The sequence below is a fragment of the Paenibacillus sp. NPDC058177 genome (genome assembly GCF_042883835.1).
In the GTDB taxonomy this organism is placed as follows: domain Bacteria; phylum Bacillota; class Bacilli; order Paenibacillales; family Paenibacillaceae; genus Paenibacillus_AQ; species Paenibacillus_AQ agri.
Genome location: NZ_JBHVVB010000002.1, coordinates 534,236 through 561,059, shown reverse-complemented (window position 1 = coordinate 561,059; position 26,824 = coordinate 534,236). Strand labels below are relative to the sequence as shown.

23 protein-coding genes are annotated in these 26,824 nt (G+C 47.7%); 17 read left to right on the top strand and 6 right to left on the bottom strand.

Going from position 1 to position 26,824, the window contains the following annotated elements:
• The first annotated feature begins 33 nt into the window (after positions 1-33).
• The 4 genes from ACFVU8_RS12575 to ACFVU8_RS12560 all read left to right on the top strand — a co-directional run bounded on the left by ACFVU8_RS12575 (position 34) and on the right by ACFVU8_RS12560 (position 7,166).
• Positions 34-2,430: a HelD family protein gene (locus ACFVU8_RS12575; RefSeq protein WP_387427649.1), complete on the top strand. Its 2,397-nt coding sequence runs from the start codon at positions 34-36 to the stop codon at positions 2,428-2,430.
• Positions 2,431-3,187: 757 nt separating this feature from the next.
• Positions 3,188-4,750: a tetratricopeptide repeat protein gene (locus ACFVU8_RS12570; RefSeq protein WP_387427647.1), complete on the top strand. Its 1,563-nt coding sequence runs from the start codon at positions 3,188-3,190 to the stop codon at positions 4,748-4,750.
• Between the two features lie 582 nt (positions 4,751-5,332).
• Positions 5,333-5,614, top strand: a complete 282-nt coding sequence (locus tag ACFVU8_RS12565) for a CD3324 family protein (protein ID WP_066364419.1) — start codon at positions 5,333-5,335, stop codon at positions 5,612-5,614.
• 247 nt (positions 5,615-5,861) lie between these two features.
• Positions 5,862-7,166 (top strand): replication-associated recombination protein A, encoded by a 1,305-nt coding sequence (locus ACFVU8_RS12560; protein ID WP_387427646.1) that lies wholly within the window; start codon positions 5,862-5,864, stop codon positions 7,164-7,166.
• A gap of 249 nt (positions 7,167-7,415) precedes the next feature.
• On the opposite strand, the gene ACFVU8_RS12555 is transcribed toward ACFVU8_RS12560, so the two are convergent.
• The gene (locus ACFVU8_RS12555) at positions 7,416-8,012 is read right to left on the bottom strand and encodes a TetR/AcrR family transcriptional regulator (RefSeq protein WP_387427644.1); all 597 of its coding nucleotides are present in this window, start codon (positions 8,010-8,012) and stop codon (positions 7,416-7,418) included.
• A gap of 219 nt (positions 8,013-8,231) precedes the next feature.
• Between ACFVU8_RS12555 and ACFVU8_RS12550 the strand changes: the two genes are divergently transcribed.
• Complete coding sequence (locus ACFVU8_RS12550; RefSeq protein ID WP_387427642.1) at positions 8,232-9,731, top strand: DHA2 family efflux MFS transporter permease subunit; 1,500 nt, start codon at positions 8,232-8,234, stop codon at positions 9,729-9,731.
• A 246-nt stretch (positions 9,732-9,977) separates the two neighbouring features.
• Here the strand turns inward: ACFVU8_RS12550 and ACFVU8_RS12545 are convergent, their stop codons facing one another.
• Positions 9,978-10,835 carry a patatin-like phospholipase family protein gene (locus ACFVU8_RS12545; protein WP_387427640.1) on the bottom strand — a complete coding sequence of 286 codons (858 nt, stop codon included), beginning with the start codon at positions 10,833-10,835 and terminating at the stop codon, positions 9,978-9,980.
• Between the two features lie 118 nt (positions 10,836-10,953).
• On the opposite strand from ACFVU8_RS12545, the gene ACFVU8_RS12540 reads away from it, so the two are divergent.
• Positions 10,954-11,322 (top strand): MerR family transcriptional regulator, encoded by a 369-nt coding sequence (locus tag ACFVU8_RS12540; RefSeq protein WP_387427639.1) that lies wholly within the window; start codon positions 10,954-10,956, stop codon positions 11,320-11,322.
• 119 nt (positions 11,323-11,441) lie between these two features.
• Here ACFVU8_RS12540 and ACFVU8_RS12535 read toward each other — a convergent pair whose 3' ends face one another.
• Complete coding sequence (locus ACFVU8_RS12535) at positions 11,442-11,888, bottom strand: GNAT family N-acetyltransferase (RefSeq protein WP_387427637.1); 447 nt, start codon at positions 11,886-11,888, stop codon at positions 11,442-11,444.
• 61 nt (positions 11,889-11,949) lie between these two features.
• Here ACFVU8_RS12535 and ACFVU8_RS12530 point away from each other — a divergent pair, with 61 nt between their 5' ends.
• Positions 11,950-12,723 (top strand): class I SAM-dependent DNA methyltransferase, encoded by a 774-nt coding sequence (locus ACFVU8_RS12530; protein WP_387427635.1) that lies wholly within the window; start codon positions 11,950-11,952, stop codon positions 12,721-12,723.
• 254 nt (positions 12,724-12,977) lie between these two features.
• A complete protein-coding gene (locus tag ACFVU8_RS12525; protein WP_387428017.1) occupies positions 12,978-13,391 on the top strand; it encodes a CPBP family glutamic-type intramembrane protease in 414 nt (137 codons plus the stop codon).
• Positions 13,392-13,478: 87 nt separating this feature from the next.
• Here the strand turns inward: ACFVU8_RS12525 and ACFVU8_RS12520 are convergent, their stop codons facing one another.
• Positions 13,479-13,889 (bottom strand): DUF2000 family protein, encoded by a 411-nt coding sequence (locus ACFVU8_RS12520; protein WP_387427634.1) that lies wholly within the window; start codon positions 13,887-13,889, stop codon positions 13,479-13,481.
• 378 nt (positions 13,890-14,267) lie between these two features.
• Positions 14,268-15,392: a tRNA 2-thiouridine(34) synthase MnmA gene (gene mnmA / locus ACFVU8_RS12515; RefSeq protein ID WP_387427633.1), complete on the bottom strand. Its 1,125-nt coding sequence runs from the start codon at positions 15,390-15,392 to the stop codon at positions 14,268-14,270.
• A 323-nt stretch (positions 15,393-15,715) separates the two neighbouring features.
• Here mnmA and cymR point away from each other — a divergent pair, with 323 nt between their 5' ends.
• Positions 15,716-16,135, top strand: a complete 420-nt coding sequence (gene cymR / locus ACFVU8_RS12510; protein ID WP_175372785.1) for a cysteine metabolism transcriptional regulator CymR — start codon at positions 15,716-15,718, stop codon at positions 16,133-16,135.
• A 149-nt stretch (positions 16,136-16,284) separates the two neighbouring features.
• Here the strand turns inward: cymR and ACFVU8_RS12505 are convergent, their stop codons facing one another.
• Complete coding sequence (locus ACFVU8_RS12505) at positions 16,285-16,773, bottom strand: GNAT family N-acetyltransferase (protein WP_379465867.1); 489 nt, start codon at positions 16,771-16,773, stop codon at positions 16,285-16,287.
• A gap of 125 nt (positions 16,774-16,898) precedes the next feature.
• Between ACFVU8_RS12505 and ACFVU8_RS12500 the strand changes: the two genes are divergently transcribed.
• The 8 genes from ACFVU8_RS12500 (at position 16,899) to leuS (ending at position 26,799) form a co-directional block, all read left to right on the top strand.
• A complete protein-coding gene (locus ACFVU8_RS12500) occupies positions 16,899-17,786 on the top strand; it encodes an AraC family transcriptional regulator (RefSeq protein ID WP_387427632.1) in 888 nt (295 codons plus the stop codon).
• Between the two features lie 669 nt (positions 17,787-18,455).
• Positions 18,456-19,730, top strand: coding sequence for an MFS transporter (locus ACFVU8_RS12495; protein ID WP_387427631.1), 1,275 nt, complete (start codon positions 18,456-18,458; stop codon positions 19,728-19,730).
• 131 nt (positions 19,731-19,861) lie between these two features.
• Complete coding sequence (locus ACFVU8_RS12490) at positions 19,862-20,320, top strand: 2-thiouracil desulfurase family protein (protein WP_387427630.1); 459 nt, start codon at positions 19,862-19,864, stop codon at positions 20,318-20,320.
• A gap of 131 nt (positions 20,321-20,451) precedes the next feature.
• Complete coding sequence (locus tag ACFVU8_RS12485; protein ID WP_387427629.1) at positions 20,452-21,603, top strand: cysteine desulfurase family protein; 1,152 nt, start codon at positions 20,452-20,454, stop codon at positions 21,601-21,603.
• Positions 21,604-21,699: 96 nt separating this feature from the next.
• The gene (locus ACFVU8_RS12480; RefSeq protein ID WP_066364385.1) at positions 21,700-22,221 is read left to right on the top strand and encodes a PRC-barrel domain-containing protein; all 522 of its coding nucleotides are present in this window, start codon (positions 21,700-21,702) and stop codon (positions 22,219-22,221) included.
• Between the two features lie 14 nt (positions 22,222-22,235).
• Complete coding sequence (locus ACFVU8_RS12475; protein ID WP_066364384.1) at positions 22,236-22,445, top strand: hypothetical protein; 210 nt, start codon at positions 22,236-22,238, stop codon at positions 22,443-22,445.
• Positions 22,446-22,675: 230 nt separating this feature from the next.
• On the top strand, positions 22,676-23,743 hold the full coding sequence (locus ACFVU8_RS12470; protein WP_175372792.1) for an AI-2E family transporter: 1,068 nt from the start codon (positions 22,676-22,678) through the stop codon (positions 23,741-23,743).
• Positions 23,744-24,351: 608 nt separating this feature from the next.
• Positions 24,352-26,799 carry a leucine--tRNA ligase gene (gene leuS / locus ACFVU8_RS12465; protein ID WP_387427628.1) on the top strand — a complete coding sequence of 816 codons (2,448 nt, stop codon included), beginning with the start codon at positions 24,352-24,354 and terminating at the stop codon, positions 26,797-26,799.
• Positions 26,800-26,824: the final 25 nt, after the last annotated feature.

The window sequence follows — 26,824 nt, the reverse complement described above, 5'->3', positions numbered from 1 at the left end:
TGGCTCGATAATACTTTTAGGAGGTAACTGAAATTGGAAGACAATCTTCAAAGTGCCTATCAAGAGGAAGAAGACAGGCTGGACAAAACACTTGTAGAAATTGATGCTGTGCTGGAGAAGCTCCGCAATACGCCGGTATACACTGGACATGATTACACGGAGCAAGCTCTGGAGGCCTCCAGAGAGCAAAGACGCAGGGATTTGACCAAGCTAAGGCAGGAGCCTTATTTCGGACGGCTTGATTTTCAAGGTACAGATGAGCACGAACGCAAGGCGCTTTACATTGGCAAAATCGGTGCAGACCGCGAACAGGTAAGCGACCGTCCGCTAGTCATCGACTGGCGCGCACCGGTAGCAAGCCTGTTCTATTCGTTTACCGGCGGGACCGAGCCAGCTTCCTATGAAGCGCCAGAAGGATTGGTAGAAGGGCTAGTCTACCTCAAGCGCAACGTGGTGATCCGCAAGCAGATTCTGGAACGGGTAGCGGACACCTTTAACCGGGAGAGTGACGGCCCCGCGGTATCGGACGAATTCCTCGTCTACCGCCTTGGCGAGAACAAGGATAACCGTCTGCGGGATATTGTGTCGACAATTCAGGAAGAGCAGGACAAGATCATCCGGGCAGCGAAGAACACCGCGCTGATTATTCAGGGTGTTGCGGGCAGTGGGAAGACGACGGTAGCCCTGCACCGTCTGGCCTTCTTGCTCTATCAATACAAGGATCAGGTCTCAGCGGAGAAAATGATTATTTTCGCTCCGAACCGCATGTTCCTTGATTACATCTCTGATGTGCTTCCAGAGCTTGGTGTGGGCAACATTGCACAGAACACGTTCCCGGACTGGGCGGCAGAGGTGCTGGGGCTGGAGCTGCCGCAGCAGGATGCAACGCAGACGCTGAACCGCTGGTTCGAGACTTCCGGCGGCATGCCGGAAATCACGGAAGAGACGCCGGGCCGCTTCAAAGGTTCCACTGCGCTGATGGGCCTTATCGAGGACTCCATCAAGCTGTTGGAAGCAGACGCTGTCCCGGAAGGAGATTTCATCCCTTGGGAAGGTACGGTACTGCGCCGCTCCATGATTCTGCGCTGGCATAATGAGGAGTACGCACCGTACCCTCCGGCGAAGCGCAAGGAGCGGGTGATGGCACGGATCCATCGCTGGATTGAGATGGAGCTGAAGAAGAGCCCGTCTGCAGCAGCTATGAAGGAACGCAAGAAGAAGGGCGCTCAGCGGGAAAAAGCGTACAGCGCTAAATGGTCCAAGTACGATCCTCTGACCATCTACAAGCAGATCTTCCGGGCGGCAAAGACCCCGGAGAGTTGGCCTGCAGAACCACCCGAGATCATTCCGGCTGGTGTTCTTAAGGAAACGGCAAAGGAACTGAAGAAGGGTATTATTCGGGAAGAGGATTTGCCGCCTCTGCTGTATATTCATTATCTTCTGAACGGCAACGAAGGCATCAGCCGCTTCGACCATGTCGTGATTGATGAGGCGCAGGACTTCTCGCCGTTCCAGATCGCGATTCTGGATCTGTACGTGCGCGGTCACTCCTTCACAATCCTGGGCGATCTGTCGCAGGGCATACATGCCTACAAGGGTGTACATGGCTGGGAAGAGATGCAGAAGCTCTTCGATCCCGAGCATACGGCCTACCATGCGCTTACACGCAGTTATCGCTCGACGATGGAGATCATCGAGTTCGCGAACGGCATCCTGTCTGCGGGTGTGAACAGCCCGTTGTTGGCCGTGCCGGTCTTCCGTAGCGGTAACCCGGTGCGTCTTATCGCCTATGGTGAAGCAGGCCGCCCTGAAGTGCAGAGTTCTAAAGTAGGTGGCTCAGAAGCAGGCAGGTCTGAGGTAGACGGCTCTGAGGTAGATGGCTCTGACGTGGGCAGATCTGAGGCAGGTGCCACTGATGCGGGCAGATCTAAAGCAGACGGTTCTGAGGTACGTGACTCAGAAGCAGGAGTCCCTGATGCAGGCAACTTGTTGAAGACAAATGAGCTGCACCTGGATCCACGCGTCCAGGACCTGAGAGCCGCGCTGGCTGCGCTGTCTGGCCGGGAGTATCGTACGGTTGCTGTGCTGACACGTAGTTTGCGGGAAGCCACGGAGCTGTATGCGGCGCTCGCAGAGCATTTTAGCGACATCCATCTCATCGACGGCAGCATGACAGCTTATCAAGGCGGGCTATCCATACTGCCGGTGTACCTGTCCAAGGGACTGGAGTTCGACGCCGTTATCCTGGCGGATGCGGACCGTGGTCACTATGGGGAAGCAGCCTGGGATGCGAAGCTGATGTATGTTGGCTGCACACGCGCGCTGCATGAGCTGTGGCTGCTGCATGACGGGGAACTCCCGGCCTATGTGCAGGCGTCTGAAGGAGAGGTCCTGATCGGCTGGCCGACGGAGACGTCGCCGCAGAAGTGAATTATCAAGGAACTACCGGGGAGATTGTCCCGGCTAGTTCCTTTTTGTATATAAGACGAATAAAAGAAACTGTCGCCAGGGTTTCAGAACACAAATCTAATCGCTCGCTTACTTTCTCCTTCTTCTTAACTGTTTAACTGTGAAAAAAGGTCCCCCTCGCCCAACTAAGAGCATTTTTGTACCTTAAATTTATTGGATGAAGGAAAATAAGGGAAATAGAGGCATTATTGTATCTTATTTTCGATAAAATCAGCTTTAAAGGGGTATTATGGAATAATTAAGGTACAAAATTGCCTTTAATAAACCCTAACCCTTAAAAAACAGATTATTTAAGGTACAAAAATGCCGTTAAATTACAGATCGAGAAGCCGAATAATAAATTCTCTTTTTTCTTGGCTTTGTTTGTTTTTTTAATGCGTCCACATAGAAGCGGCGATACAGAGGAAATCTGGAGACAACATTGACCGGAAGTTAATACCTTCCACCGAAGGAATGACCGCGCCATACGTTCGGATTCTGGGTTCAGATCCTAAGTGCGGATCCTAAGTGCAGATCCTAAGTGAAGATTTTAAGTTCAAATTTTAAGTTCAAATTCTAAGTTCAGATCTTAAATTGAGATCTTAAATTCAAACCGTACGCTTGTCTTATATATAAATAAAACTAAAATCCTAAAAGAACCGGTTGACATGCCGGCCGGGATCATCAATCCTTAGAAGTAGACATAAGTGGAATATGATAGAGAGCAGGTAACACATCAATGACAACCAATGGACAACAGTTCTACCGCTTCAGTGAAGCCCCGATCTGGGAGCTGCAGCGTGCTTATTTTGAAGAAAAGGGTATGAAAGCTTGGGAAGACGATGAAGTACCACAGTATATTACGAGCAATCCTATGATTGCGGAAGCTTACGCAGAGATGATTTTCGGATTTCTTCAGGATCGGGCCGCACAAGGGCATGTATCGGAGCCGGTTACCATTCTGGAGCTTGGAGCGGGCGCCGGCCGGCTGGCCTTCCATATCGTTCGTCAATTACGCGAAATTAGGAATTACGCAGGGCTTACCTTGCCTCCCGTTCGTTATGTTATGAGTGATTTGGCTGCCAAAAACGTCGCCTCCTGGCAGCGGCATCCTGGCCTGCTGTCGTTGGTAGATGAGGGGCTGCTGGATTTTGCCCGTTTTGATGCTGTCAATGATACGGAGCTGCATCTGACTCAGAGTAAAGTGGTCATCCGTCCAGGGGATTTGGAGCAGCCCTTGCTGGTGATCGCCAATTACTTTTTTTGCAGTATCCCGCAAGAATTGCTTTACGTGGATGAAGGGAAAATTTTCGAGTGCGAGGTGGCACTGAAATTTCCAGAGCAAGTGGAAGGGCTTAGCCAATCTGAGCTGCTCAAAAAAGTGGTTCCCGAGTTCCAATACCGCCGTGCAGCCAGCTATGAAGAGGATACGCACCCTTATCAAGGGGTTATACAAATATATCAGGACAAGCTGGAGGACTCGCATATTCTGTTCCCTGCGGCAGGACTTATGTGTATGGAGCGTTTGAATGCCTTGTCCCAGGCTGGTTTTCTACTGATCACGGCAGATAAAGGCGATCACCGGCTGGAGAACTGGGAGTTCGCACCACCCCCTGAACTGATTCACCACGGATGTTTCTCTCTGACGGCGAACTATCATGCGATCCAGCATGCTTTTGAGCAAAAAGGAGCCGTGTCGCTGTTCACACAACACCACTATAAAGACATCAATGCCGGCTGTATTCTCATGCTTCAGGACCCGGCTAGTTATGTACAGACCCGTCTAGCCTATCGACGTTTCATCGACCGCTTCGGACCGGATGATTTTTATTGTCTGAAGGGATCCGTAGATCAGCATTTGGGTGAAATGGAGCTTCGTCAGCTCTTGGCCTTTTGGCGGCTTGGCGGCTATGATGCCGAGTTGTTCATCCACAGTGCTGAGCATATCTCTACCCTGCTCCAGGATTGCGGTGACGAGGAGCTGCTCGACTTGCAAAGAGGGATTCAGATCATGTGGGCCAATCATTATGCGATGGAAGCCAGCTATGATCTAGCCTTGGATTGCGGGCTGCTGCTGTTCGAGATGGATCAATTTGCGCAGGCGCGGGAGTTCCTGGAACGCTCTGTGCTAGCCAACCCGGATGAGCCTGTCGTGCCTGTCTTGTATAGTCTTGCCATCTGTAACTACGAGCTTGGGGATGAGGCGGCTACCTTGGATTATACGACCAGAGCGCTGGAACTGGAGCCGGAATATGAAGAAGCTTTGGAATTGTTGAACGCACTGAAACAGGGAGTGGAATGATCTCATAGGGGACCTCGATACTGTAGGGTTAGGCGAACCGGAAGGTTATATATCGACTGGTCGAATATGCAGAATGAGGTAACCGAATATGTAGATTCAGGCCAGCTCATCGCTGTAGAATGAACGGGCCATATGGGGCTGTATCTTTGGTGGAGAATGTTTTAAACTGTTCTTGCACTTGTAACTCCACTGGGGCTATGGCTTAATAATAAGTGTCCGGCCGGGCAAGATTACTTCTGGAAGGAGGCTGATTACGATGATTTCAGTATACGAGGTGGTTTCCGTCTAACGACGGAAACCGCAATACAAGGGGAGGCCGCAAGGCCTCCTTATTTAAAAAAACATAACGAATAATAAACATAATGTATTTTAAAGACACCGGCTCCAAGTTTGTAAACACTAACATAAAAACGATTACAAGATTGTTGTATCTGAATATAGACGCCTAACGGCTGGTTTAATATAATGAAATTACGGTATTTACCAAATTTGAGAAAAAGAAAGGAGAGCGTGACATGATTATCTTTAACAAGAAGTTGGCGGGAACTCAAGGAACACATCTGTTGAAGGAGGATACGAAACGTGAGTTATGTAAATGGGAGGGATGTTCTTCCCCCTAGGCTTTTAGAGGAGCTTCAGGGATACATCCAGGGAGAATTGCTCTACATCCCCAAGAAATCGGAACAACGTGTCAGATGGGGCGAGAACAGTGGTTCAAGGCAGGAGATTGCGAACCGTAACGAAGAGATTTTTTGTTCTCACCGCAGTGGATGCTCTGTATCGGAGCTTCAGAAAAGATATCATCTATCGGAAGAAAGTATCCGTAAAATTATATCAAAAATGCGGCTGGCGCTAAACCGCTAGGCCGCACTTTGAACAAAGAGCATGGCTCCCGTCCCGATGACGAGGTCATGCTCTTTATTATGTATTTCTCTGATATGGTATGATAGGGGAGCAAAAAAGATATGAACTGAAAGAAGCAAACTTTCGTGGCCTGCGCTTCAGATGATGATGAACGCAGAATATGCTGATTTTTTTCTAAAATTGTGATCCCAAAGTTCCAGACCTTTCAGGTTCAACCTATATAGAATATCGCAAGGAAGTGGAGATTATGGATTTATTTTCTTTTGAAGAGAGTAGAGGGGACGGACGGCTGCTGGCTGACCGCATGCGCCCGGAGAATCTGGATGAATATATCGGGCAGGAGCATATCATAGGCCGGGGTAAATTGCTGCGCCGGGCGATTGAGGCTGATCAGGTCTCATCGATTCTGCTCTATGGGCCACCGGGATGCGGCAAGACGACGCTAGCCCATATTATTTCCCACCACACGCAGGGCGAGTTCGTGCGGTTGAATGCCGTTGAGGCTTCCGTCAAGGATGTACGGGAAGTGATTGAGCGAGCGCAGAGCAACAAGTCCCTGTACGGGACGAAGACGATTCTTTTCCTGGACGAGGTGCATCGCTTCAACAGCTCGCGCCAGGATGCCCTGCTGCCCGCGGTGGAGAAGGGCACGATTATTTTCATCGGGGCGACGACAGAGAACCCGTTCCATTATGTGAACGGGGCGCTTATGAGCCGGTCCACGCTGTTCCAGTTGGAGCCGCTGACGCGGGAGCACAGTCTCACGGCGATGAAGCGGGCACTGGACGATAAGGAACGGGGCCTGGGGTTCATGGACCTCCGAGTGGACGAGGAGGCCCTGCAGCATATCGCCACGATGGCGAACGGCGACATCCGGCGGGCACTGAATGCGCTGGAGTTAGCTGCGCTCACGACAGCGCCTGAGAGCGACGGCAGCGTGCACATCACGCTGGAGGTCGCAGAGGAGTCGATCCGCCGCCCGATCGTCAAGGCGGATGAATCGACGCAGTATGATGTGCTGTCGGCTTTTCACAAGAGCATTCGCGGCTCCAGTGACGCCGCGCTGTTCTGGTTCCTCTATGCCGTCGAGAAGCTCGGCATGGACCCGATGACCTTCATCCGGCGTCTGATCGCAGCCAGCAGCGAGGACATCGGGCTCGCCAATCCGCAGGCCATGGTGCAGGCTGTCAGCGCCCTGGAGGCTTATCGCAACAACGGATGGCCGGAAGCGAAGCTGAACATTGCTCAGGCGATTTTGTTCGCGGTAGAGAGTCCAAAATCCAATGCCGTATACACGGCCATCTCCAAGGCAATGTCCAGCATTGAGGAACTGAAATCGGCAGAGGTACCTCTGCACCTGCGGGACACGCATTACAAAGGCGCGTCCGCACTGGGACACGCCGGGTACCAGTACCCGCATGATTTCCCAGGCCACTATGTGAAGCAAGATTACCTGCCCAAGGCGATTGCCCGCAGGGTGTTCTATCAAGCTACTGAGCAGGGCAATGAAGCGAAGATTCGTCACAATCAGGCGTTGCGGCGGGAGCGGTAGACCTGAATCGAGCTTTTCTTAACCTGCAACAGGATGTTTTCTAACGGACGGGGCTTCTTTTTAACACTAATGCTTATGGGAATCACTCATTGAGCTTTAGGGGAGTTGTGGCTCATCTATCGCTTCGGATGTCGGAAACTGCGAGCCCAAAGGGTTGCGCTAATAAATCTGAACTTCCTATTTGCTTGTAAATAAGACACAAGAGCCCGAGTGCTCTTGCGTCTTATTTTTTTGAATATGATGACGCTTCTATGAACTGGTCGTATTTTGATGTAAACGGAACAACAGAGAGAGCTGATTGGCGAGAAAATTCGGTGTGTAGGGCATATCATTGCGAAGCCAGAAGACAATTGTACCGATGAATGCGGAAGAGCCATACCAGATTGCAATATCTTTAGGAACGCTCACAACCGAACCGGATAAGGAAGCGTCTCGATTCTCTGCTCTGCTGGAGATGACATCAACCATCAGCTGCATTAGGCGATCGGAGAAGATCGGTATGCGTTTTGAAGCGAGCAGCACCTTGTAAAAGTTTGAATTCTCCGCGATATGTTCAAGCACACTGACCAATACGAACCTCTCAAAGTCAACACGAGATTGACGCTGAACATCTTCAAAGATAGCAACAATTGCATTAATCATGTCATCTGCCATCTTCTCCATCATATCCGGAATATCCCGGTAATGAAGATAGAAGGTAACACGATTGATGGTGGCGCGTTCCGCAATACGATTCACGGTTATTTTCTCAAGATCAATCTCCTGCAGCAAATCGATAAATGCATTTCGAATCAATTGGCGCGTGCGTAGTACACGCGGGTCCGTACGCGGTGATTTTGTTGACATGCGCTTTCATTTCCTTTCCCTGTAAATAATTTGTACGACAAAAATATACGATTTGTAAATAATATTCTGAATAAACGACAGATCCTGTTCAGCTGTAAACTAACATACATTTTTTTGAAAAGTGTTGCTTGTGAATTGTAAGAGGGGTGGCTATAATTCTTTACGTTGAGTTTATTATACTACACAGTGTCTATTAGTTTCGCACTGAATTTGAAGGGAATGAGAAAACTGAGCAATAATTTATCTTTAGCCAGCAGCTCCATTAAGAAAGGTCCGCTATTGTTTGTCATGATTCTGGGGGCGTTCATCGCTGTTTTGAACCAGACGATTATGAGCGTCGCGACACCGGAGCTGATGATCGACTTTAATATTGGGGCATCTACGGCCCAATGGCTGACAACCGGATACATGTTGGTTAACGGGGTTCTTATTCCTATCACCGCATATCTCATGCAACGGTTTACGACCCGTGAGCTGTTTCAGACTGCGATGGTTATTTTCCTCGGTGGAACTATTGTTTCGGCGGTAGCACCTAACTTCGATATTTTGCTGGTTGGCCGTCTGATTCAAGCTGCTGGCGCTGGAATTATCATGCCGTTGCTAATGACTGTCATTCTGACTGTATTTCCTCCTGACAAACGGGGAGCCGCGATGGGGATGGTCGGTTTCGCTATTATTTTTGCTCCTGCTATCGGTCCTACACTCGCCGGTTATATCATGGAGCATTATTCCTGGCGTACGATGTTCTATGGAATGATTCCGCTTGCTGTAATCGTTATTGCGATCGCCTTTATTTATCTGAAAAATGTGGCTGAACGAAAATATCCGAAGCTTGACGTTTGGAGTATCATTCTCTCAACTATCGGCTTCGGTACCGTTCTTTATGGCTTCAGCAGTGCTGGAAGCAAGGGCTGGTCAAGCACGGAAGTGGTCCTATCTATTGTTGTAGGTGTAATCTCCTTGATTTTGTTTACCTGGAGACAGCTGGTCTCCAAGAGCCCGCTTCTCGATCTCAGAGCGTTCAAATACGGCATGTTCTCCTTGACAACCGTTATTAATATTGCGGTTACGATGGTTATGTATGCGGATATGATGCTGCTTCCGCTGTATTTGCAGTCTGCACGTGGATATACAGCCCTGGAATCTGGGCTGCTGATGCTTCCTGGCGCGCTTCTCATGGGAATTATGATGCCGATAACAGGCAAACTGTTCGATCGGTTTGGAGCGAAGTGGCTGTCCATTATCGGTATGGTTATTACGATCGGAACAACAATCGGATTCATTAATCTGACCGATTCCACCAGTTATACGTATTTACTTTTAATGTCCACAGGACGGCGCTTCGGGATGGCTATGTTTCTGATGCCAATTACAACAGCGGGCCTGAACCAACTGCCTGCAAAACTGAATGAGCACGGAACAGCTATCTCCAATACCATTAAGCAGGTGGCTGGTGCGATAGGTACTTCTTTACTTGTTACGGTTATGACGAGCAGAACCAAGACTCATTTGCAAGATATGATGGCAACAGGCGGCTCAGGTTCGAAGGAGCATATGCTAATGGAGGCGACTATTCAGGGGATTAATGATGCGTACCTTGTCATTATTGGAATCGGAATTGCCGGCTTGTTGCTTTCTTTCTTCATTAAACGTACAGGGCAGGCCGAGAAAGAAGAAGGCGCAATAGCCCTGAACACAAAACTAGTTAATGAAACATAGGGGAGCAGGGAAGGTTCTTCTAAGTATTCTTCTGATGCAACAATACAACGGCTACGGTCCTATGACATTGGGGATAAACGGAACCGTCAAACCGTAAGAAAATGAAGCAGGGTCCCATCCAATCTGGATGGGACCCCTTTTTCTCGACCAAGGGTAGTACTTGCGAAGCTGTTACCAGGGGCGCAATATGAATTCAATATTACAGTGCCCATCCTCTCTCAGATAGAAGTACTTATCTTCTCTCTGTCATTCCCACATAGCCCGAACTGCTTCGGCAATGGAGCGGCCCTGTTGCCGACCGGCGGTTGCCGTTATGCCGCAGTGCGTCGAATCGTAGGGGTTGAGGCCTATGGCCGCAACACTGTGTTCATCTGGGATTATGAGATAAACGTCTGCATTTGTATGCAAGCCTTCCGCCTCTTCCACGGCTCCCGGAATGGAACCATAACCTTTTGGCATCGGGGCGAGAATGATAATCCGTTGGTGGCCTTCCGCCAGCCGCGCATTGGTTGTGGACACCATGCCTCCGTCAGTCCAGTTGCGCTCACCGATGGAGACGAGCGGCCAAATTCCTGGAACGGCCCCGCTTGCCGACACGGCATCGGGTAGAGGAATTCCAGACTCATAATCGAAAGTGTGAAGATGCCCGGTATCGGCATCGATGGCGGTTACCTGCAATTGTTGTGGCCATTCTTTGGTCACAAGGCGGCTTTCGACTAAGGCGCGCCGCTGTTCAGGCGACACGGAGGGGGAATTGTTTTTGGCGATAAGACCGAATTCTGCTCCGACTTTTCGCGGATCGCTTCCTCCGGTGACGAAAACCTTGTACCACGCTTGCATCAATTCTTTGGATGCGGAGACTGGTATCTCGTTCGGGTTCGATTCCAACTGGTCCGCAAACAGTTTGTGTATGTCGTACCCACTAGCCAGGGCTGTTCCGACAAAGGAGCCAGCAGACGTTCCAATGATCGTCTCAGCTTGATGCAGGTCGACTCCAGACTCCAGCAATCCCGTTAAGATCCCGACCTCCCACGCTATGCCGGTCACACCGCCGCCGCCCAAGACGACGGCTCGAGTCATCGATTGGTTGTTCTGACTGTTCATGCCCATGCCTCCCATTTTGATTAATCGTTGTAGGAACTTGTTTGACAAGGTTCCTTTCGGCCTCTAGAGTATAAACTATAAAGTATACTTTAAGGTCAAGTGTATCGGGGAGGTTAGGATGAAAATTCATGTGCTGGCCCAAAAGACCGGATTAACGCCGCCGACCATTCGTTATTATGAGAAGGAAGGCTTGCTGAATATGCGCCACGTTGTGCGTGGTGATAATAACTATCGGGATTATACCGAAGCAGCGGTCGAACACCTTCAATTGATAAAACGTGTGCAGGCTGTGGGATTTACGCTCAAGGAGATAAAAGCCGTTATGGAGGAAAAAGAGGGGAGTAAACTTGAGATCTCCCGGTCCATTGAATTGTTACGCGAGAAGATGTTGGAAATGGACTTCAGGAAAATTGAATTGGAGCAAGCCCAGGCACTTCTTGCCCGTATGCTAGCCAATAAGCTGGCGTTGTTGAAGGAGAAGCAATAAAGAGACTGGGAGTAACGAAAAAGAAATGCTTCTAGTCTCTATACGTGGATTGGCGCAACCTTCTTCATTCACTCGTGGTCGCTAACTTCTCCTTCGTAACGTCTATTGACTGTAGATGCTTAATTAACGGAGAAATGTACCCAATCTTTACCTTGGATGGCGTTCATTTTATGGAAGAATGATTGGGCGCGTTTATTATGAATAGAAGTTATCCATGTCATATTGGCATATCCCGAATCCTTACAATAATTCTCACATGCCAAATAGAGTTGGGACTCCAGTTCTGAATCTCTATAAGGCTCCTTAAGGAAGAGGTCGTTCATTACAGCAATTTTATCTGCTCTCATTGAACTAAAAGTAAAGTAGAGAGTAGCAAAACCGACGAGTCTACCCTCTTCTTCTGCAACGAATTGAATGCCAAATTGTTTGTCAAAAAGGGTTCTAATCAATTGATGAATTTTATCGATAGGCGGGTGGGGATTTTGATAAAAGTCGACATACTCATACATTAATTCCGTCAAACTTGTTAAATCATCAGGTTCAGCAATTCTTACAAAAGACGACATGGTAATTCCTCCAGGTAGATACAATTAATATAATATAACTAATTTGATAGGGGGACTTGAATTGAATGATTCTGTTCTAAAGTTCTATGATGAGATTGCAGAAGACTATCATCTTATATTTGTTGATTGGAATCAAGCAATTTCGCAGCAAGGTGAGGTTCTCGACAAAATCATCCAATCCAAGTTGGCTATTTCTCCCCCGCATCACATTTCACTTTTGGACTGTTCGTGCGGCATAGGTACACAAGCAATTGGGTTGGCGAAATATGGGTATAACGTAAGTGCGACTGATCTAAGTCCCGCTTCCGTAAAAAGAGCCGAAGAAGAAGCAGTATCGCGCGGGGTTAACATCAACTTTGGCGTAGCAGATTTTCGCTCGTTGGATAAAGATGTGTCGGGATCTTTTGATATCGTTCTGTCGGCGGATAATGCTATTCCTCATCTTCTTACAGACGGCGATTTAAATAAAGCGTTTGAAAATATCCATACAAAGCTTAATCAGAATGGCTTGCTTGTAGTTACCATAAGAGACTACGATGCATTGGTACAAGAGAGGCTGACAACCACACAGCCGCGTGTTTTCGATGAGGGTAAACGTATCGTTTTTCAGGTATGGGATTGGGCAGGGGACGGAAATACGTATACGACAAACCAATTTATTGTGCAGGAAATTAACGGTGAATGGATAACAAAACATAATAGAACTGAGTACAGGGCATTGCTGCGAGAGGATATTAACAAAGCATTAAGTGCGACTGGTTTTACAGCTATTGAGTGGCATCTCCCTGCGGATTCAGGCTATTATCAGCCTATTGTGACAGCTCGGAAATTTTAAAATCATATATTCCAGTTGAAGAAAAACAGTGATATCGTTCTAGATCTGTTGACCTGGGGGTAACACCATAGTTTATAGTTTAAAACCAACGGAACATGTGCACAATTGTTCTTTTGGTTTTTTATTATGACACTATCCATAGGTGAGGGAGCGAATTGAAGCGAATCTTATTAAAATATATTGCTTTGACTTACGGGATATTTTATGTTTTTTTCTTCTAATCGGATTGGCGATGATTGTGTTAAAGTCTCAGCATATCTACGGTAATTTGTGTTTTTCTGCTCCAATTTCTTATTTTTGCAGGAAGTCTATATGTAAGACAAGTTATATGGAATGTATCGATACACCAACAATTAGTTGCTTCATGGACTACACTGTTTATTGTATTTGGTAATAATCTTATTTATGGACCACTTGGAGAAGAGCCAGGGTGGAGAGGATTTGTACAGAATGAGTTACAAAAAAGATTCAGTCCTTTGAAATCTGCTATGATTTATAAGTTGAATCAAAGTCTGGTCATTCCAATATTAATTCATCAGCTTTTCAATTATTTGATGGCAATTCAAATGGGGGATCGATTGCAAATTTTAATCGTTACTACTCTATTCTATTTTATTGTGGCACTAGCTTTGGTTCTAACATCGAGCGTCGCAAAGTCCAGATGGTGATAACATCATGCTCGCCTGAGAAATATGATTCATAGAAAAGGGAGACACTTTGCTGAATTTGTATATGGATTATCAAAGAGTTGATCCTTATTTTAATACACTATATTTTTTTGTAGCCACTCGGACTAACTCTTCTTCTCCCCAAACAATAACCCCAACAATTTTTGTTTCCTCAGTTTCTTTTGAAGATATTTCTAGCGAATACTGATCAAAGGCATTATTAAGAGATTGTCCGATTTGTGAGAACACTATGCATTTTAATTCAGCGGCATCTATCGGTAACAGTTTGATCAATGTATGAAGTTGATTTTCTCCAGCCTTAAGAATTACAGTGCTATATTGTATACCTGCATGTTGAACATTGTCTTTATCCAAAACAGGTCTCTCGGAATATAGACTTGGCTCAACAAGAGAGGCTTGCCCCATTAATAAAGCAGCCACATTTGATGCAGCGCCTATTTCTAGATTTTTGTCTAATATAATAGCTATCCTCTTCATATTACAGCCTTCACTCCTCTAGTGCTTTTAATAAAACAAATCCAAGGCAAATTAATTCCCTTGCGTAGAACTTTGTAAGTTGTTAGTCCATAGTGGTCGGCGCAAAGCTGATTTGTAATAGCAATTGAACGATTTATGTTCTTAATAACTATTCTACATGCTTCAGGATTGGAAGATACAGTAATATTTTCTTGGTAGCTAAGCTGAACAAAAATATAACAAATGCAAGGAGGGGAAAATGGGGGAGTTTGTATAATAATTCTTTAAGTAAGGACTTTGGTATGCAAAAAGGTGACCAAACGGATTTGTCCGTAGTCACCTTTTTTGCAGCCTTCAAGTCTATTTGAAATCTATGGAATATGTTGTAACTCGCAATCCTTAAACGTTCTGCGCCAAAGGCACAACTTTCTCTGCATATTCAATCGTTCCGCCGCCAAGGCACTCTTCGCCTTGGTAGAAAACAACGGCTTGTCCAGGCGTAATCGCCTTTTGCGGTACGTCAAATGCTACATGCACCGTTCCGTCCTCACGGGCAGTCAATGTTACGCCTTGGTCTGGCTGACGGTAGCGGAACTTCGCTACACAGCGCACGGGTTCTGCACCGAGCTGTGTGCCGTTGATCCAATTCACCCCGGAGGCTACGAGCCCGGTGGAGTAGAGGCTGTGGTGCTTGTCGCCTTGTACTACGTATAGAATGTTGCGGTTCAAATCCTTCTCTGCCACAAACCATGGCTCACCATTGCCCGATCCGCCGATACCCAGCCCTTGACGTTGTCCCAGTGTGTAGTACATCAGCCCTTCGTGACGGCCTTTGACTTCGCCGGTAGCGATGTCGACCATGTCGCCTGATTGTGCCGGCAGGTACTGGCTCAGGAATTCACGGAAGTTACGCTCTCCAATGAAGCAGACGCCGGTGCTGTCTTTTTTCTTCGCGGTATATAGACCCGCTTCTTCGGCAATTCTCCGTACTTCCGGCTTCGGCAGATGACCGATTGGGAACATAGCTTTGGAGAGCTGGTACTGATTCAATGCATTCAGGAAGTAGGTCTGATCTTTGTTGTTATCGACACCGCGCAGCAGCTTATACACGCCATCTTCCTCAACCACGCGGGCATAGTGACCTGTAGCTACATAATCTGCGCCGAGCTGCAGTGCCTTGTTCAGGAATTCCCCGAATTTGATCTCACGGTTGCACATGACATCGGGATTTGGGGTGCGTCCAGCCTTATATTCATCGAGAAAATAGGAAAAGACTTTATCAAAGTATTCCTTCTCGAAGTTTACGGTATAGTAAGGGATATCAATCTGCTCGCAGACGCGGCGAACATCCTCTGCATCCGTTTCTGCCGTGCAAACGCCGAATTCGTCGGTATCGTCCCAGTTCTTCATGAAGATGCCGATGACGTCATAGCCCTGCTGCTTGAGCAGAAGCGCCGTGACGGAGGAATCGACTCCTCCGGACATGCCGACGACGACACGTGTGTCTTGCTTTGCTTTTGTCATCGTAATCACCATTTCTGTGCAAAATATGAAGCGAACGGCCAAAGTATTTATGAAACACCCGGCTCAAATTGTATTATAACATACCTGTCTACCACAGACTGTCCACTTTAGGCTAAATTCAGCCAAAAAAGCCCAAAGTCATGACAATTTGTCCACTGGGAGAGAACATTCTTGCAAAAAGTTACGTTTTGTTCTCCAAATGTGGGCGCAGATATGTTAACATAAACTCATAGGAAACATCGGAATACGTTGAAATGTAAGTTTTGTATTACCCGACTAATGATTATACTATAAACAGCAACTAAACCGAAAGAGGTGCCCCTTTGAAAATATCGACAAAAGGACGTTACGGATTAACAATTATGATGGAGCTTGCCATGAAGTTCGGCGAGGGCCCAACATCACTTAAGAGCATTGCTGAGAAAAACGGATTGTCTGAACATTATCTGGAGCAACTGATCGCTCCCCTGCGGAACGCAGGTCTTGTAAAAAGTATTCGCGGAGCTTACGGCGGTTACATTCTGTCCCGCGAAGTCGCTTCCATCACGGCGGGAGATATCATCCGCGTATTGGAAGGTCCTATTTCCCCTGTCGATTTTACGGAAGAAGATGACCCGGCTAAGCGCGACCTGTGGCTTCGTATCCGCGACAGCATTGCTGATGTGCTGGATTCCACCACATTGTCGGATCTGATCAATTTTAAAGAAGAGAATCATGCAGATAACTACATGTTCTATATTTAGAAAAAAAGTAAATTAATTAATTTCAAAGTACTTCACGCATAACTCTGCTATCCCCTGTTACTGTGGAGCAGATAACCAGCAATAAAAGCCCGTCAACCTTAATTGGTCGGCGGGCTTTTATTCTATTTACATGATAAGCTCTGTGAATATTAACTAAAGTGGAGATACATGATATGCATATCTGAGTACACTCCGCTTTTCAAGCGAAACCCTTCCGGAATGGTTCCTACGGTCTTGAATCCGGCTTTCTGATAGGTGTGAATAGCTGCTGAATTGCCTGAAACTACTGCATTAAATTGCATTCCTCTAAAACCCAATTTTCTAGCTTGTTCGATCGATTTTTTGACCAGCGGGTCTGCTAATTTACGGCCGCGGTACAATTTGGAGATCGCATAACTCGCGTTTGCTACATGGCTGCATCTGCCAATATTATTAGGGTGCAAAATATAGTAACCAGCCACTTCATCATCTACCAAGATGCATGTGACAGCAGATTGTTCCTCCAGCATATTTTCGAATTCTTTCTCCTCGTAGTGATCCTCTCCAGGAAATGCGACACCGTCAATTAATATGTCGTTCCAAATATTTTTAAGGAGCGTTATATCTTCTTTCTTATACTCTCGGAATGTAATGTGCATTTTTGCTCTCCTAACTTTAAATGTAATTTGAAATTAGATATGATGATATCATCATTTATTTGAGCAATCTGCAATTATATTATCATTTTATATAAGAATATCGTCATTCTTGAAGTGGAGGATATATGAATAAGAATTTGGAGGAAAAGAATGATTATCCAGACACGCTTTTCCCAATTGAAATGTATACGGTCACTCGATTGTCGTGTATACCTCGCGGAAGAGGTTTTAATGGCTTACACTGGCATGATGAAATTCAACTAACTTTAGTTACTTCCGGTTGGATAAGCATGCAAATTAACGGTGATAATTATAGGCTGAATTCGGGAGAAGCAATTTTTATAAACAAAGGCTTGTTGCATGTAACAACAGAGATGTCCGCTGATGGGCAATATGTAAGTTTCAATTTTCCAGAAAAACTATTATGTTTTTTTTCAGGAAGCCGAATGGAGCTGCAATATGTCCAACCCTATACCAATAGCTCAGCATTTCCAGCGAAGATTCTCAATAAAGACGTAGATTGGCAAGCCTATTTAATTCAAATGTTATGGGACCTGAAAAAAATGTACGATGAACCAAGATATTTTGGATGGGAGTATGAAGTGGCTTGCAAGATAAACTGTATGTGGATGAAATTGATAAGTCATGTTCCCTTACAAAAAAACGAGACAAATAATAAATCCAAGATGCAACAGCTGGAGCGTGTGCAATCCATACTCAGCTTTATCCATCAAAATTACTCGGAAGATATCTCTTTAGCAGATATAGCCAAATCGGCTAGGGTTAGTATCGCAGAATGTGGCAGGTGTTTCCATAAAATTGTTCATACAACTCCGTATAACTACCTTATAGGATATCGGATTAAACGAAGTGTGGAACTGCTAGATGCGTCGAGATTCACTATTACTGAAATTGCCACTCGGGTTGGATTCAATCATGTCAATCATTACATTCAATCCTTTAAGAAGCATCATGGAATAACACCTGGAGAGTATCGGAAATCTAAACTTTAAACTCTTCCATTAGGAAAGCTAGCACCGGAACATAGACTGTCGACAGATTTCAACCACCAGGAGCAGTATATTCCCTTTACCAGTCGTCTTTACAGTGAAAAAGAGGGGAGCGTCCCCAACTAACAACATTTTTGTACCTTATTTTTCTTGAATATAGGCAAATGAGGGAAATAGAGGCATTATTGTATCTTATTTTTGGTAAAAGCACACTGAACGGGGCATTCTGGAAGATTTAAGGTACAATATTGCACTTAATCTTCATTAACCCTTAGCTGCAGAGGAATTAAGGTACGAAAATGCCGTTAATTACACTTCGTGACTTCTTAGTAGTGATTCGAATTCTTTTTAAATAATCTGCTATATGTGGTTGCAATTGACTCGCCTCCGTAACTCCCATTTCCTATGTTTCTACTATCGGACCCCGCCGGGTACTTTTCAACTATACTCATTCTTTCCCCTGCCTAACTGGTATCCAATGAATATAATTAATCTCAACTAATTTCGGAGGTGTGCTTATATGCGACAGAGAAACTTGGCTGCTTGTTTACTCACAGTATGGAAAGAAAGTACAGACCGGTAGAACTTTCGCACGGCTTAGACTGGAATTCATGAAGCCGGGATGAACGTGTACGGAGATTCTGCCGTGAATAGAGAGGCGGACCCGGTTTAATGAAAAGACAGCTTAATGCAAGACATGTGTATTCCTTTATGGGATTTTGGACATCCCTTGCCAGTGCCACAATGTTTACCACCTATGCGGTGTATCAGGTTATTACTCTCGGTCTGAGTCCGCTGCAGCTGCTGATGGTGGGTGCGGTGCTGGAGCTGACAGTATTGATTTTTGAAGGGATTACCGGTGTAATCGCGGATGTGTACAGCCGAAAATGGTCGGTAATCATCGGAATGTTTATCTTGGGTGTAGGCTTTGTTGTTGAAGGTAGTGTACAGGCGCTGGAGAGCAGTGTTCCGTTGCTTTCGGCTTTTGCGTGGCTTTTAGTGTCACAGGTTTTCTTTGGCATTGGTTACACGTTCACGAGCGGTGCTGATATTGCCTGGATTGTAGATGAGGTTGGCGAGCAGGAGGCCGGGCGTGTTTTTCTGACTGCCAAGCGACTGAGCCTGTTCGGAACACTGGCTGGCATCGGCATTAGCGTAGGTCTTTCTACAATTCAGTCTAATCTGCCTTATGTGGCAGCTGGCTTGATGTATCTTGTGCTGGGATTCTTTCTGATTCGGTATATGAGGGAGACGAAGTTTGTCAGACCGGAGAAGAGTGAGGGAACACCATTTGCACATTTGAAAAGTATGAAGGATGCTTGGCTGTCCGGAGCAGGCATGATTCGCCGTCATCCGGTTCTGCTGATGCTGCTGCTCGTTACCGTGTTTAGTGGTGCAGCCTCGGAAGGGTATGACCGGTTATGGCAGGCACATCTGATTACAGACATCGGATTTCCCGAAGGGATAACGGCCTCGGTTGCAGTGTGGGTCGGATTGATCGCTTTGCTGTCGACACTGGTCAGTCTGCCGGTTGTCTGGCTCGCGGAGAAAAAGCTGGATATCAACAGCCGGCCGCTAATACTCTTCAGTCTGATAGTGCTGACTGCTTTGCGGATCGGGGCAATCCTGCTCATGGCATTTGCTCCCGGCTTCGGGTGGGCGCTTGCCGCTGTGCTGCTGCACGATACGGTCATGACCCTGAACGGACCGATTTACAACACATGGCTCAATCAGCACATCGAGAGTAAGTCACGGGCAACGGTGATTTCGATGATGAGTCAATCCGATGCGCTCGGTCAGTCGGCGGGAGGACCGCTGGTAGGCTGGATTGGTAACCGGTTGTCTGTCCGTGCCTCCATCGTTGCTTCAGCTGTACTGCTGACGCCAGTTCTTGGCCTATTTGCCAGACAGATTCGGGATCGGGCAGCAGAAAAACAGCGCGAATAAGGCGATTTTCTGGTATACTTGACAGTATAATGTTACGCAAACAAAACGGGCACCGTCCCTGATGGGGATGGTGCATCCGTTTTTTCTTGTGCCTCCAGGGCATTATAATTTGTGAAGTAGAGGTGTTCCGGGTGATTCTGGTAAGTTCATGTCTGGCAGGAATGAAAGTAAGATATAACGGCACGGATTGCTTGCATGAAAGCATTCAGAAACTTCTGGACGAGGATAAGGCCGTGGCGGTCTGCCCTGAACTTTTGGGCGGATTTTCTACCCCACGGGAACCGGCTGAAATCGTTGGCGGAGACGGCTATGATGTGCTGGAAGGAAAGGCCCGGGTGATGGACAGGTCCGGAGTCGATGTGACTGAGCTGTACCTTCGTGGTGCGCACATTACACTGGACAAGGCCCGGGAGATGGGGGCCACCGTGGTTGTACTGAAGGAGAATAGTCCGTCTTGCGGTAGCGCAATGATCTATAACGGCGAGTTTTCAGGTGAAAAGATTACCGGGGATGGCGTCACTTCTGCACTGCTGCGTAAACATGGCATCACCGTGATCTCCGAGGATCATCTGGCCGACATATTAGACTGAATGATAAAACTCTAAGTTGAATCTATGCCTTAACATTAATCCATGCAATAACTTTTTTTGGAAAATTGCCGCCTTTGGCGTTATAATCAAATTACCAATTCCCATATCTATAGAAGTGGAGAACTTTAGCTATGAAATCCATCTATTTAGACCATGCTGCTTCAACCCCGATACATCCTGAGGTAGCGAAGGTCATGCTGAATATAATGACAGAAAGCTATGGCAATGCGTCGAGTGTACATCAATTCGGGCGTTCAGCCAAAAGAATTTTGAACGGGGCGCGTGATTCTATCGCGGCCTTTTTGGGCTGTTCCTCCGACGAGTGGGTGTTCACTGGCGGAGGGACAGAGAGCGATAATCTGGCTCTGTTCGGTGCTGCGGCTGCCTCTACGAACAAAGGACGCCACATCATTACCACGATGATCGAGCATCATGCTGTGCTGCATACCTGCGAGGAACTGGAGCATCAAGGTTACACGGTTACTTATCTGCCCGTTGATGAGACAGGCCTTGTATCTGTAGCTGATGTAGAGGCCGCTTTGCGTGAAGACACTGTGCTGATCAGTGTGATGTATGCCAACAATGAGGTGGGCACTGTTCAGCCGATTGCAGAGATCGGCCGTCTGGCTGCGGAGCGGGGTATCCTGTTCCACGTTGATGCGGTTCAGGCACTAGGGGCGCTGCCGATCAGGCTGCATGAGCTTCCTGTGGACTACATGAGCTTTACCGCTCACAAAATAAACGGGCCGCAGGGCATCGGCGGCCTTTATGTACGGCGCGGTGCGCCGGTGCATCCAAGACTGCACGGCGGTCTGCAAGAACGTGGCCGGCGTGCGGGCACAGAGAATCTGGCAGGCGTCGCCGGGTTCGCCAAGGCGGTAGAGCTGGCGATTCAGGGGCAGGAGCAGCGCAGTGCGGCAGCGCTGGAACTGCGGAAGCTACTGCAGGATGAGCTGGAGCGCCTGGTTGGGAGCGATGGGTTCGTAGTAAACGGGAATTCCGAGCATTTTTTACCATCGATCTTGAATGTGAGCTTTCCGGGGGTACGCACCGATGTCATGCTGATGAACCTGGATATGGAGGGGATTGCCGCAGCCAGCGGCTCGGCCTGCACCTCAGGATCACTCGAGATTTCCCATGTGCTGCAAGCGATGAAGCTCTCCGGGAATCTTTTGGACACAGCGATTCGTTTTAGCACGGGTTTGGGTAATACTACTGAAGAAATAGAGTATGTTGCCCAAAAAGTTGCAACCATTTTGAATCGGCTGCGTAATAGAGACTAGGCGCTTTTTCGGTTCTGATATGGAGTGATGGAATTTGGGCATTCGGCTCTTTGGAAATCCCAATACACTTCACTAGCAGGGGGACCAGGAACAGCTATGAAACTTCAGGATATGATTGGCCTCGCTGTATTTGAGGTTGAAGAAGGTCAGGAAGTCGGAAAAATTGTCGATATTCTGGTGGATTCAAACTGGAATATTACGGGTATTGAACTGGAAAGCAAAACTTTTTTCACCAATCATGTGAAAGTTGTGGCATGGAACGAAATGATCGCCTATGGCGAGGATGCTGTCATGATTCGCAGTAAAGAGTCGATTGAAAAGGCAGAAGCTGACCACATACCATATACTTTTCTTCTGGGCAAACGTAAATTGAAGGATTTGCAGGTCATTACTGCAGCCGGAACGATACTGGGCCGGATCTCCGATGTTTATTTTGACCAAAAGATGGGAAACACAATAGTAGCGCTGGAAATCAGTGACGGACTTGTGACTGATTTGATCGAAGGCCGCAAATGGCTGCCTTGTTCTGAAGAGATGTCTATCGGTGAGGATACCGTCATGGTGCCCGCGATGAGCGAAGAACGGCTACAGAAAGCCATTAATATTGTTAACGGATAGGTGGAATATATATTATGAAGTGTCCAAACTGTGGCTCTAAAGATATCGGAAAGATCGGCTCGCATCAATTTTATTGCTGGGGCTGCTTTATTGAATTAACGGTGAACGGGGAGAAAATGTCCGTATACCAGGTGGAGGAAGACGGTACGCTCAGCTCGCTCGACGACCTCTTTCCCGGAGAAGAAATCGCCCAGGATTTCCCGCAGATTCACGCCTCTTCCTGAGTTGTCATTAGGGTTGGTCTGAACAGCGGTACATAGGTCATATAACGTCAATTTCCTTTCAGCGAACCAAAGCTGCAGGGTTATTGGCGTTTTTTGGTTTTGGGCACTCCTTTTGGCCGGGAGCGAGAGCCTTATTTTGGTTCCGTCGAAGTAGATGCGATTATTTTACTGCGGTAGAACATATACTTATGTACGTAGCCAGTCCAGTTATACCGCAGGAGGTCACACTCATGGAGCAATGGTCCCAAAGTAAATGGTTTCGCTGGATGATCGGGGTGCTGCTCTCTCTGATCATTTTGTATTTTGTTTGGCTGCTTCGTCCGATGCTGATGGGCATTTGGGTGTTTTTAAAAGCCATTCTGGCGCCTTTTCTGGCAGCCATGATTATATCTTATGTGCTTAATCCCGTAGTCAGCATGCTGGCCGGACGCAAAATGCCGCGAAGTGTCGCTGTTCTGCTTATATATGCCGTATTTCTGACAGCCATTGCCGTCATTGCGATCAATCTCATCCCGATGTTCATCGAGCAGTTGGAAGAATTAAATGAGCATCTGCCGGAAATGACACTCCGTGCCCAGAGCTTAATGAGCGGCATGAACTCCAAGCTGATTCCGCCAGGAGTGGGAATGGGGATGAACAACTGGTTTTTTCAGCTGGAAAATCGTTTGGCAGAAGGGATCTCTAACTTTCTTGATAACATAGGCTCTACTATCAACGTGCTGTTTAATGCCTTTATCGTACCGTTTCTTGTTTTCTATATCCTCAAGGACTTTGAAGTGTTTGAACGGACGATTGTGTCGTGTCTGCCAAGGTCGCGCCGGAAATCGATTGTCACTCTGTTCAAAGATATCGATGAGGCGCTAGGGAACTATATTCGGGGTCAATTTTTGGTCTGTTTAATTATTGGAGTGTTTGCGTATATTGGCTATGCAATCATCGGGATGCCCTATGCGCTGCTGTTCGCCAGTGTCGTTGCGGTGTTTAATATCGTGCCTTATATGGGGCCTTTTCTCGGCGCAGCACCGGCCGTTGTGATGGCTTCAACCGTCTCGCTGAAGCTGGTGCTGCTGGTTGCACTGGTGAATACTCTATGCCAGATTGTGGAGAGCAACATTATTTCTCCTCAGGTCGTAGGGCGGACGCTTCATTTGCATCCACTGCTGATTATTTTTGCCTTACTGGTCGGGGGCGAGGTTGCCGGGATGCTGGGATTAATTCTGGCGGTGCCGTTTTTCGCGGCGGCAAAGGTCGTCATTCAGCATTTTGTGGCATATTATATTAGAAGAAAGCCGGTGTAGATGTCGTTAATGATTGACTACAGGTGGAGCTATTGTATATAATGTTGTGGAATATTACGATTTACATCGTGAATAGCTGTTCAATGATGAGGAGCATTAGTTCCGGATAGACCGTTATTGCAGAGAGCCGGCACAAGGGTGCGAGCCGGTTGACGGACAGGAATGAACTCACCTCGGAGTAACGATGCAAGCCGCAGAAGAGATGTAATCCCTTGGGAGAACATCACAATGTGTGTGAACCATCGTCGCCTCACCCCCGCTAAAGGGTGCAAAGTGAGTGGCCGGTAAAGCATATCCAGCCGCTAACTAGGGTGGTACCACGGGAATTCAGACCTCTCGTCCCTAGCGATTATACGCTAGGGATGGGAGGTTTTTTTGAAAATATAAGGGTTTATAAGTTTTACGCTTATAAACCATCTTTATATTTCTCGCTGAAACGGACGCCATCCCTTAGAGGACGGATAAGCCGTTTCTACTTGAATATAAGAGTGTATATGCTCCGCGCAGTACATAAGGCTTATATTTTTTGCGAGAAACGCATGTCTTCCTCTTCCAAGGGGACGGCCAGCCGTTTCTTCTGATTAGCAACACTCCAAGGAGGGCATAAGATGAGCGATAATAAACCAAACACAGCCACTACTGGCTATCACGCCCAAAGCATTGAGCCGAAATGGCAGAAATACTGGGATGAACACAAGACTTTCAAGACTGGTGAAGAACCAGGCAAATCGAAATTTTACGCGCTGGATATGTTCCCGTATCCTTCAGGTGCAGGGCTGCATGTAGGCCATCCGGAAGGCTACACGGCAACAGATATCGTCTCCCGCTACAAGCGTATGCGCGGTTACAATGTACTGCACCCGATGGGCTGGGATGCCTTCGGCCTGCCAGCAGAACAGTACGCGCTGGATACCGGACAGGATCCGCGGGAATTCACGTTCAAGAACATCGACAACTTCCGCCGTCAGATCAAGTCCCTGGGCTTCTCGTATGACTGGGATCGCGAGATTAGTACGACAGATCCGGAATATTACAAATGGACACAGTGGATTTTCATTCAGCTCTACAATCGTGGCCTGGCTTATGTAGCTGAAGTGCCGGTGAACTGGTGTGAGGCGCTGGGAACAGTGCTGGCGAACGAAGAAGTCATCGATGGCAAAAGTGAGCGCGGCGGTCATCCCGTGGTGCGCAAGCCAATGCGTCAGTGGATTCTGAAGATCACCGATTATGCGGAGCGCTTGCTTGAGGATCTGGAAGAGCTGGACTGGTCCGAGAGTATCAAGGATATGCAGCGTAACTGGATCGGTAAATCAACCGGTGCGGAAGTGACCTTCGCTATTGAGGGCCATGAGTCCAGCCTGCAAGTATTTACGACCCGCCCGGATACTTTGTTCGGAGCCAGCTACTGCGTATTGGCGCCAGAACATGAACTGGTGGACGTAATTACCACTGACGCACAGCGTGCAGCGATTTCGGAATACCGTGAGAAGGCTTCACGCAAGAGTGACCTGGAACGTACCGATCTGGCAAAAGAGAAGACAGGCGTATTTACCGGAGCTTATGCAGTTAACCCGGTTAATGGTGCGCAAGTGCCAATCTGGATCGCCGACTATGTACTGGCCGGTTATGGAACAGGAGCTATTATGGCCGTGCCGGGTCATGATACACGCGACTGGGAATTTGCGAAGCAATTCGGTCTGAACATCGTAGAAGTCGTGCAAGGTGGCAACATTGAAGAAGAAGCTTACGCAGGAGACGGCCCGCACGTTAATTCCGAGTTCCTGGATGGCCTGAATAATGCAGAAGCTATTGCCAAGATGATTTCCTGGCTGGAAGAGAACGGAAAAGGTCAAGGCAAAGTCACATATCGTCTGCGCGACTGGCTGTTCAGCCGTCAGCGGTATTGGGGTGAGCCGATTCCAATTCTGCATTTGGAAGATGGAACGATGAAGACTGTACCGGAAGATCAGCTGCCGCTGATGCTGCCGGATGTTGATGTTATCAAGCCGTCGGGTACAGGCGAATCTCCACTGGCGAACGTGACGGAATGGGTAGAGACTGTAGATCCGGAGACTGGCATGAAGGCGCGCCGCGAGACCAACACCATGCCGCAATGGGCGGGCAGCTGCTGGTACTATCTGCGTTATATTGATCCGCACAATGATGAGGCGCTGTGCTCGCCAGAGAAGCAGAAAGAATGGCTGCCGGTGGACCTGTATATCGGCGGAGCTGAGCATGCGGTACTTCACTTGCTGTATGCCCGTTTCTGGCATAAAGTGCTGTACGATCTGGGCGTAGTACACACCAAGGAGCCGTTCCACAAGCTGGTGAACCAAGGTATGATCTTGGGTAACAACAATGAGAAGATGAGTAAGTCACGCGGCAATGTTATCAACCCGGATGAGATTGTGGAAGCTTATGGTGCAGATACGCTGCGTGTCTATGAAATGTTCATGGGACCACTGGAAGCCACCAAGCCTTGGAACGAAAAAGGCGTGGAAGGTATCCACCGCTTCTTGTCCCGCGTATGGCGCCTGTTCGTGAACGAAGATGGTAGCCTGACCAGCAAGATTACAGCTGACGGCGGTACTGACGAGTTCAAACGGACTTGGCATAAGACATTGAAGAAGGTTACCGAGGACTTCGAGGCTCTGCGCTTCAATACGGCGATCAGTCAGCTCATGATCTTCATCAACGACGCCTATAAGCAGGAGACGCTGTCTACAGAAGCGGCTGAGAACTTTGTTCAAATGCTGTCCCCTCTGGCGCCTCACCTTGCGGAAGAGCTGTGGCAGCTGTTGGGTCATGGAGGTGGCATCAGTTACGTGGCTTGGCCAGCTTATGATGAAGCATGGACGGTGGATGCCGAGGTTGAGATTGTCGTGCAGGTAAACGGCAAAATCGTACAACGCGCCCTGATCCCGCAGGATATGAACCAAGAAGACATGCAGGCCCACGCGCTTGCGCTCCCGAACGTGAGTGCAGCCGTTGAAGGTAAGACCGTACGCAAGATTATTGCCGTTCCCGGCAAGCTTGTAAATATCGTAGTGGGTTAAGCGAAGAACGCAATTTGCCCGCAGC

Coding starts and splice junctions, on each gene's coding strand:
- ACFVU8_RS12545 (WP_387427640.1), bottom strand. CDS start 10,835: ATGAACAGTCAGAACAACCAATCGATGACTCGAGCCGTCGTCTTGGGC.
- ACFVU8_RS12560 (WP_387427646.1), top strand. CDS start 5,862: ATGGATTTATTTTCTTTTGAAGAGAGTAGAGGGGACGGACGGCTGCTG.
- ACFVU8_RS12495 (WP_387427631.1), top strand. CDS start 18,456: ATGAAAAGACAGCTTAATGCAAGACATGTGTATTCCTTTATGGGATTT.
- ACFVU8_RS12470 (WP_175372792.1), top strand. CDS start 22,676: ATGGAGCAATGGTCCCAAAGTAAATGGTTTCGCTGGATGATCGGGGTG.
- ACFVU8_RS12505 (WP_379465867.1), bottom strand. CDS start 16,773: ATGCACATTACATTCCGAGAGTATAAGAAAGAAGATATAACGCTCCTT.
- ACFVU8_RS12480 (WP_066364385.1), top strand. CDS start 21,700: ATGAAACTTCAGGATATGATTGGCCTCGCTGTATTTGAGGTTGAAGAA.
- ACFVU8_RS12550 (WP_387427642.1), top strand. CDS start 8,232: ATGAGAAAACTGAGCAATAATTTATCTTTAGCCAGCAGCTCCATTAAG.
- ACFVU8_RS12570 (WP_387427647.1), top strand. CDS start 3,188: ATGACAACCAATGGACAACAGTTCTACCGCTTCAGTGAAGCCCCGATC.
- ACFVU8_RS12520 (WP_387427634.1), bottom strand. CDS start 13,889: ATGAAGAGGATAGCTATTATATTAGACAAAAATCTAGAAATAGGCGCT.
- ACFVU8_RS12500 (WP_387427632.1), top strand. CDS start 16,899: ATGAATAAGAATTTGGAGGAAAAGAATGATTATCCAGACACGCTTTTC.
- leuS (WP_387427628.1), top strand. CDS start 24,352: ATGAGCGATAATAAACCAAACACAGCCACTACTGGCTATCACGCCCAA.
- ACFVU8_RS12485 (WP_387427629.1), top strand. CDS start 20,452: ATGAAATCCATCTATTTAGACCATGCTGCTTCAACCCCGATACATCCT.
- ACFVU8_RS12555 (WP_387427644.1), bottom strand. CDS start 8,012: ATGTCAACAAAATCACCGCGTACGGACCCGCGTGTACTACGCACGCGC.
- ACFVU8_RS12535 (WP_387427637.1), bottom strand. CDS start 11,888: ATGTCGTCTTTTGTAAGAATTGCTGAACCTGATGATTTAACAAGTTTG.
- ACFVU8_RS12540 (WP_387427639.1), top strand. CDS start 10,954: ATGAAAATTCATGTGCTGGCCCAAAAGACCGGATTAACGCCGCCGACC.
- mnmA (WP_387427633.1), bottom strand. CDS start 15,392: ATGACAAAAGCAAAGCAAGACACACGTGTCGTCGTCGGCATGTCCGGA.
- ACFVU8_RS12475 (WP_066364384.1), top strand. CDS start 22,236: ATGAAGTGTCCAAACTGTGGCTCTAAAGATATCGGAAAGATCGGCTCG.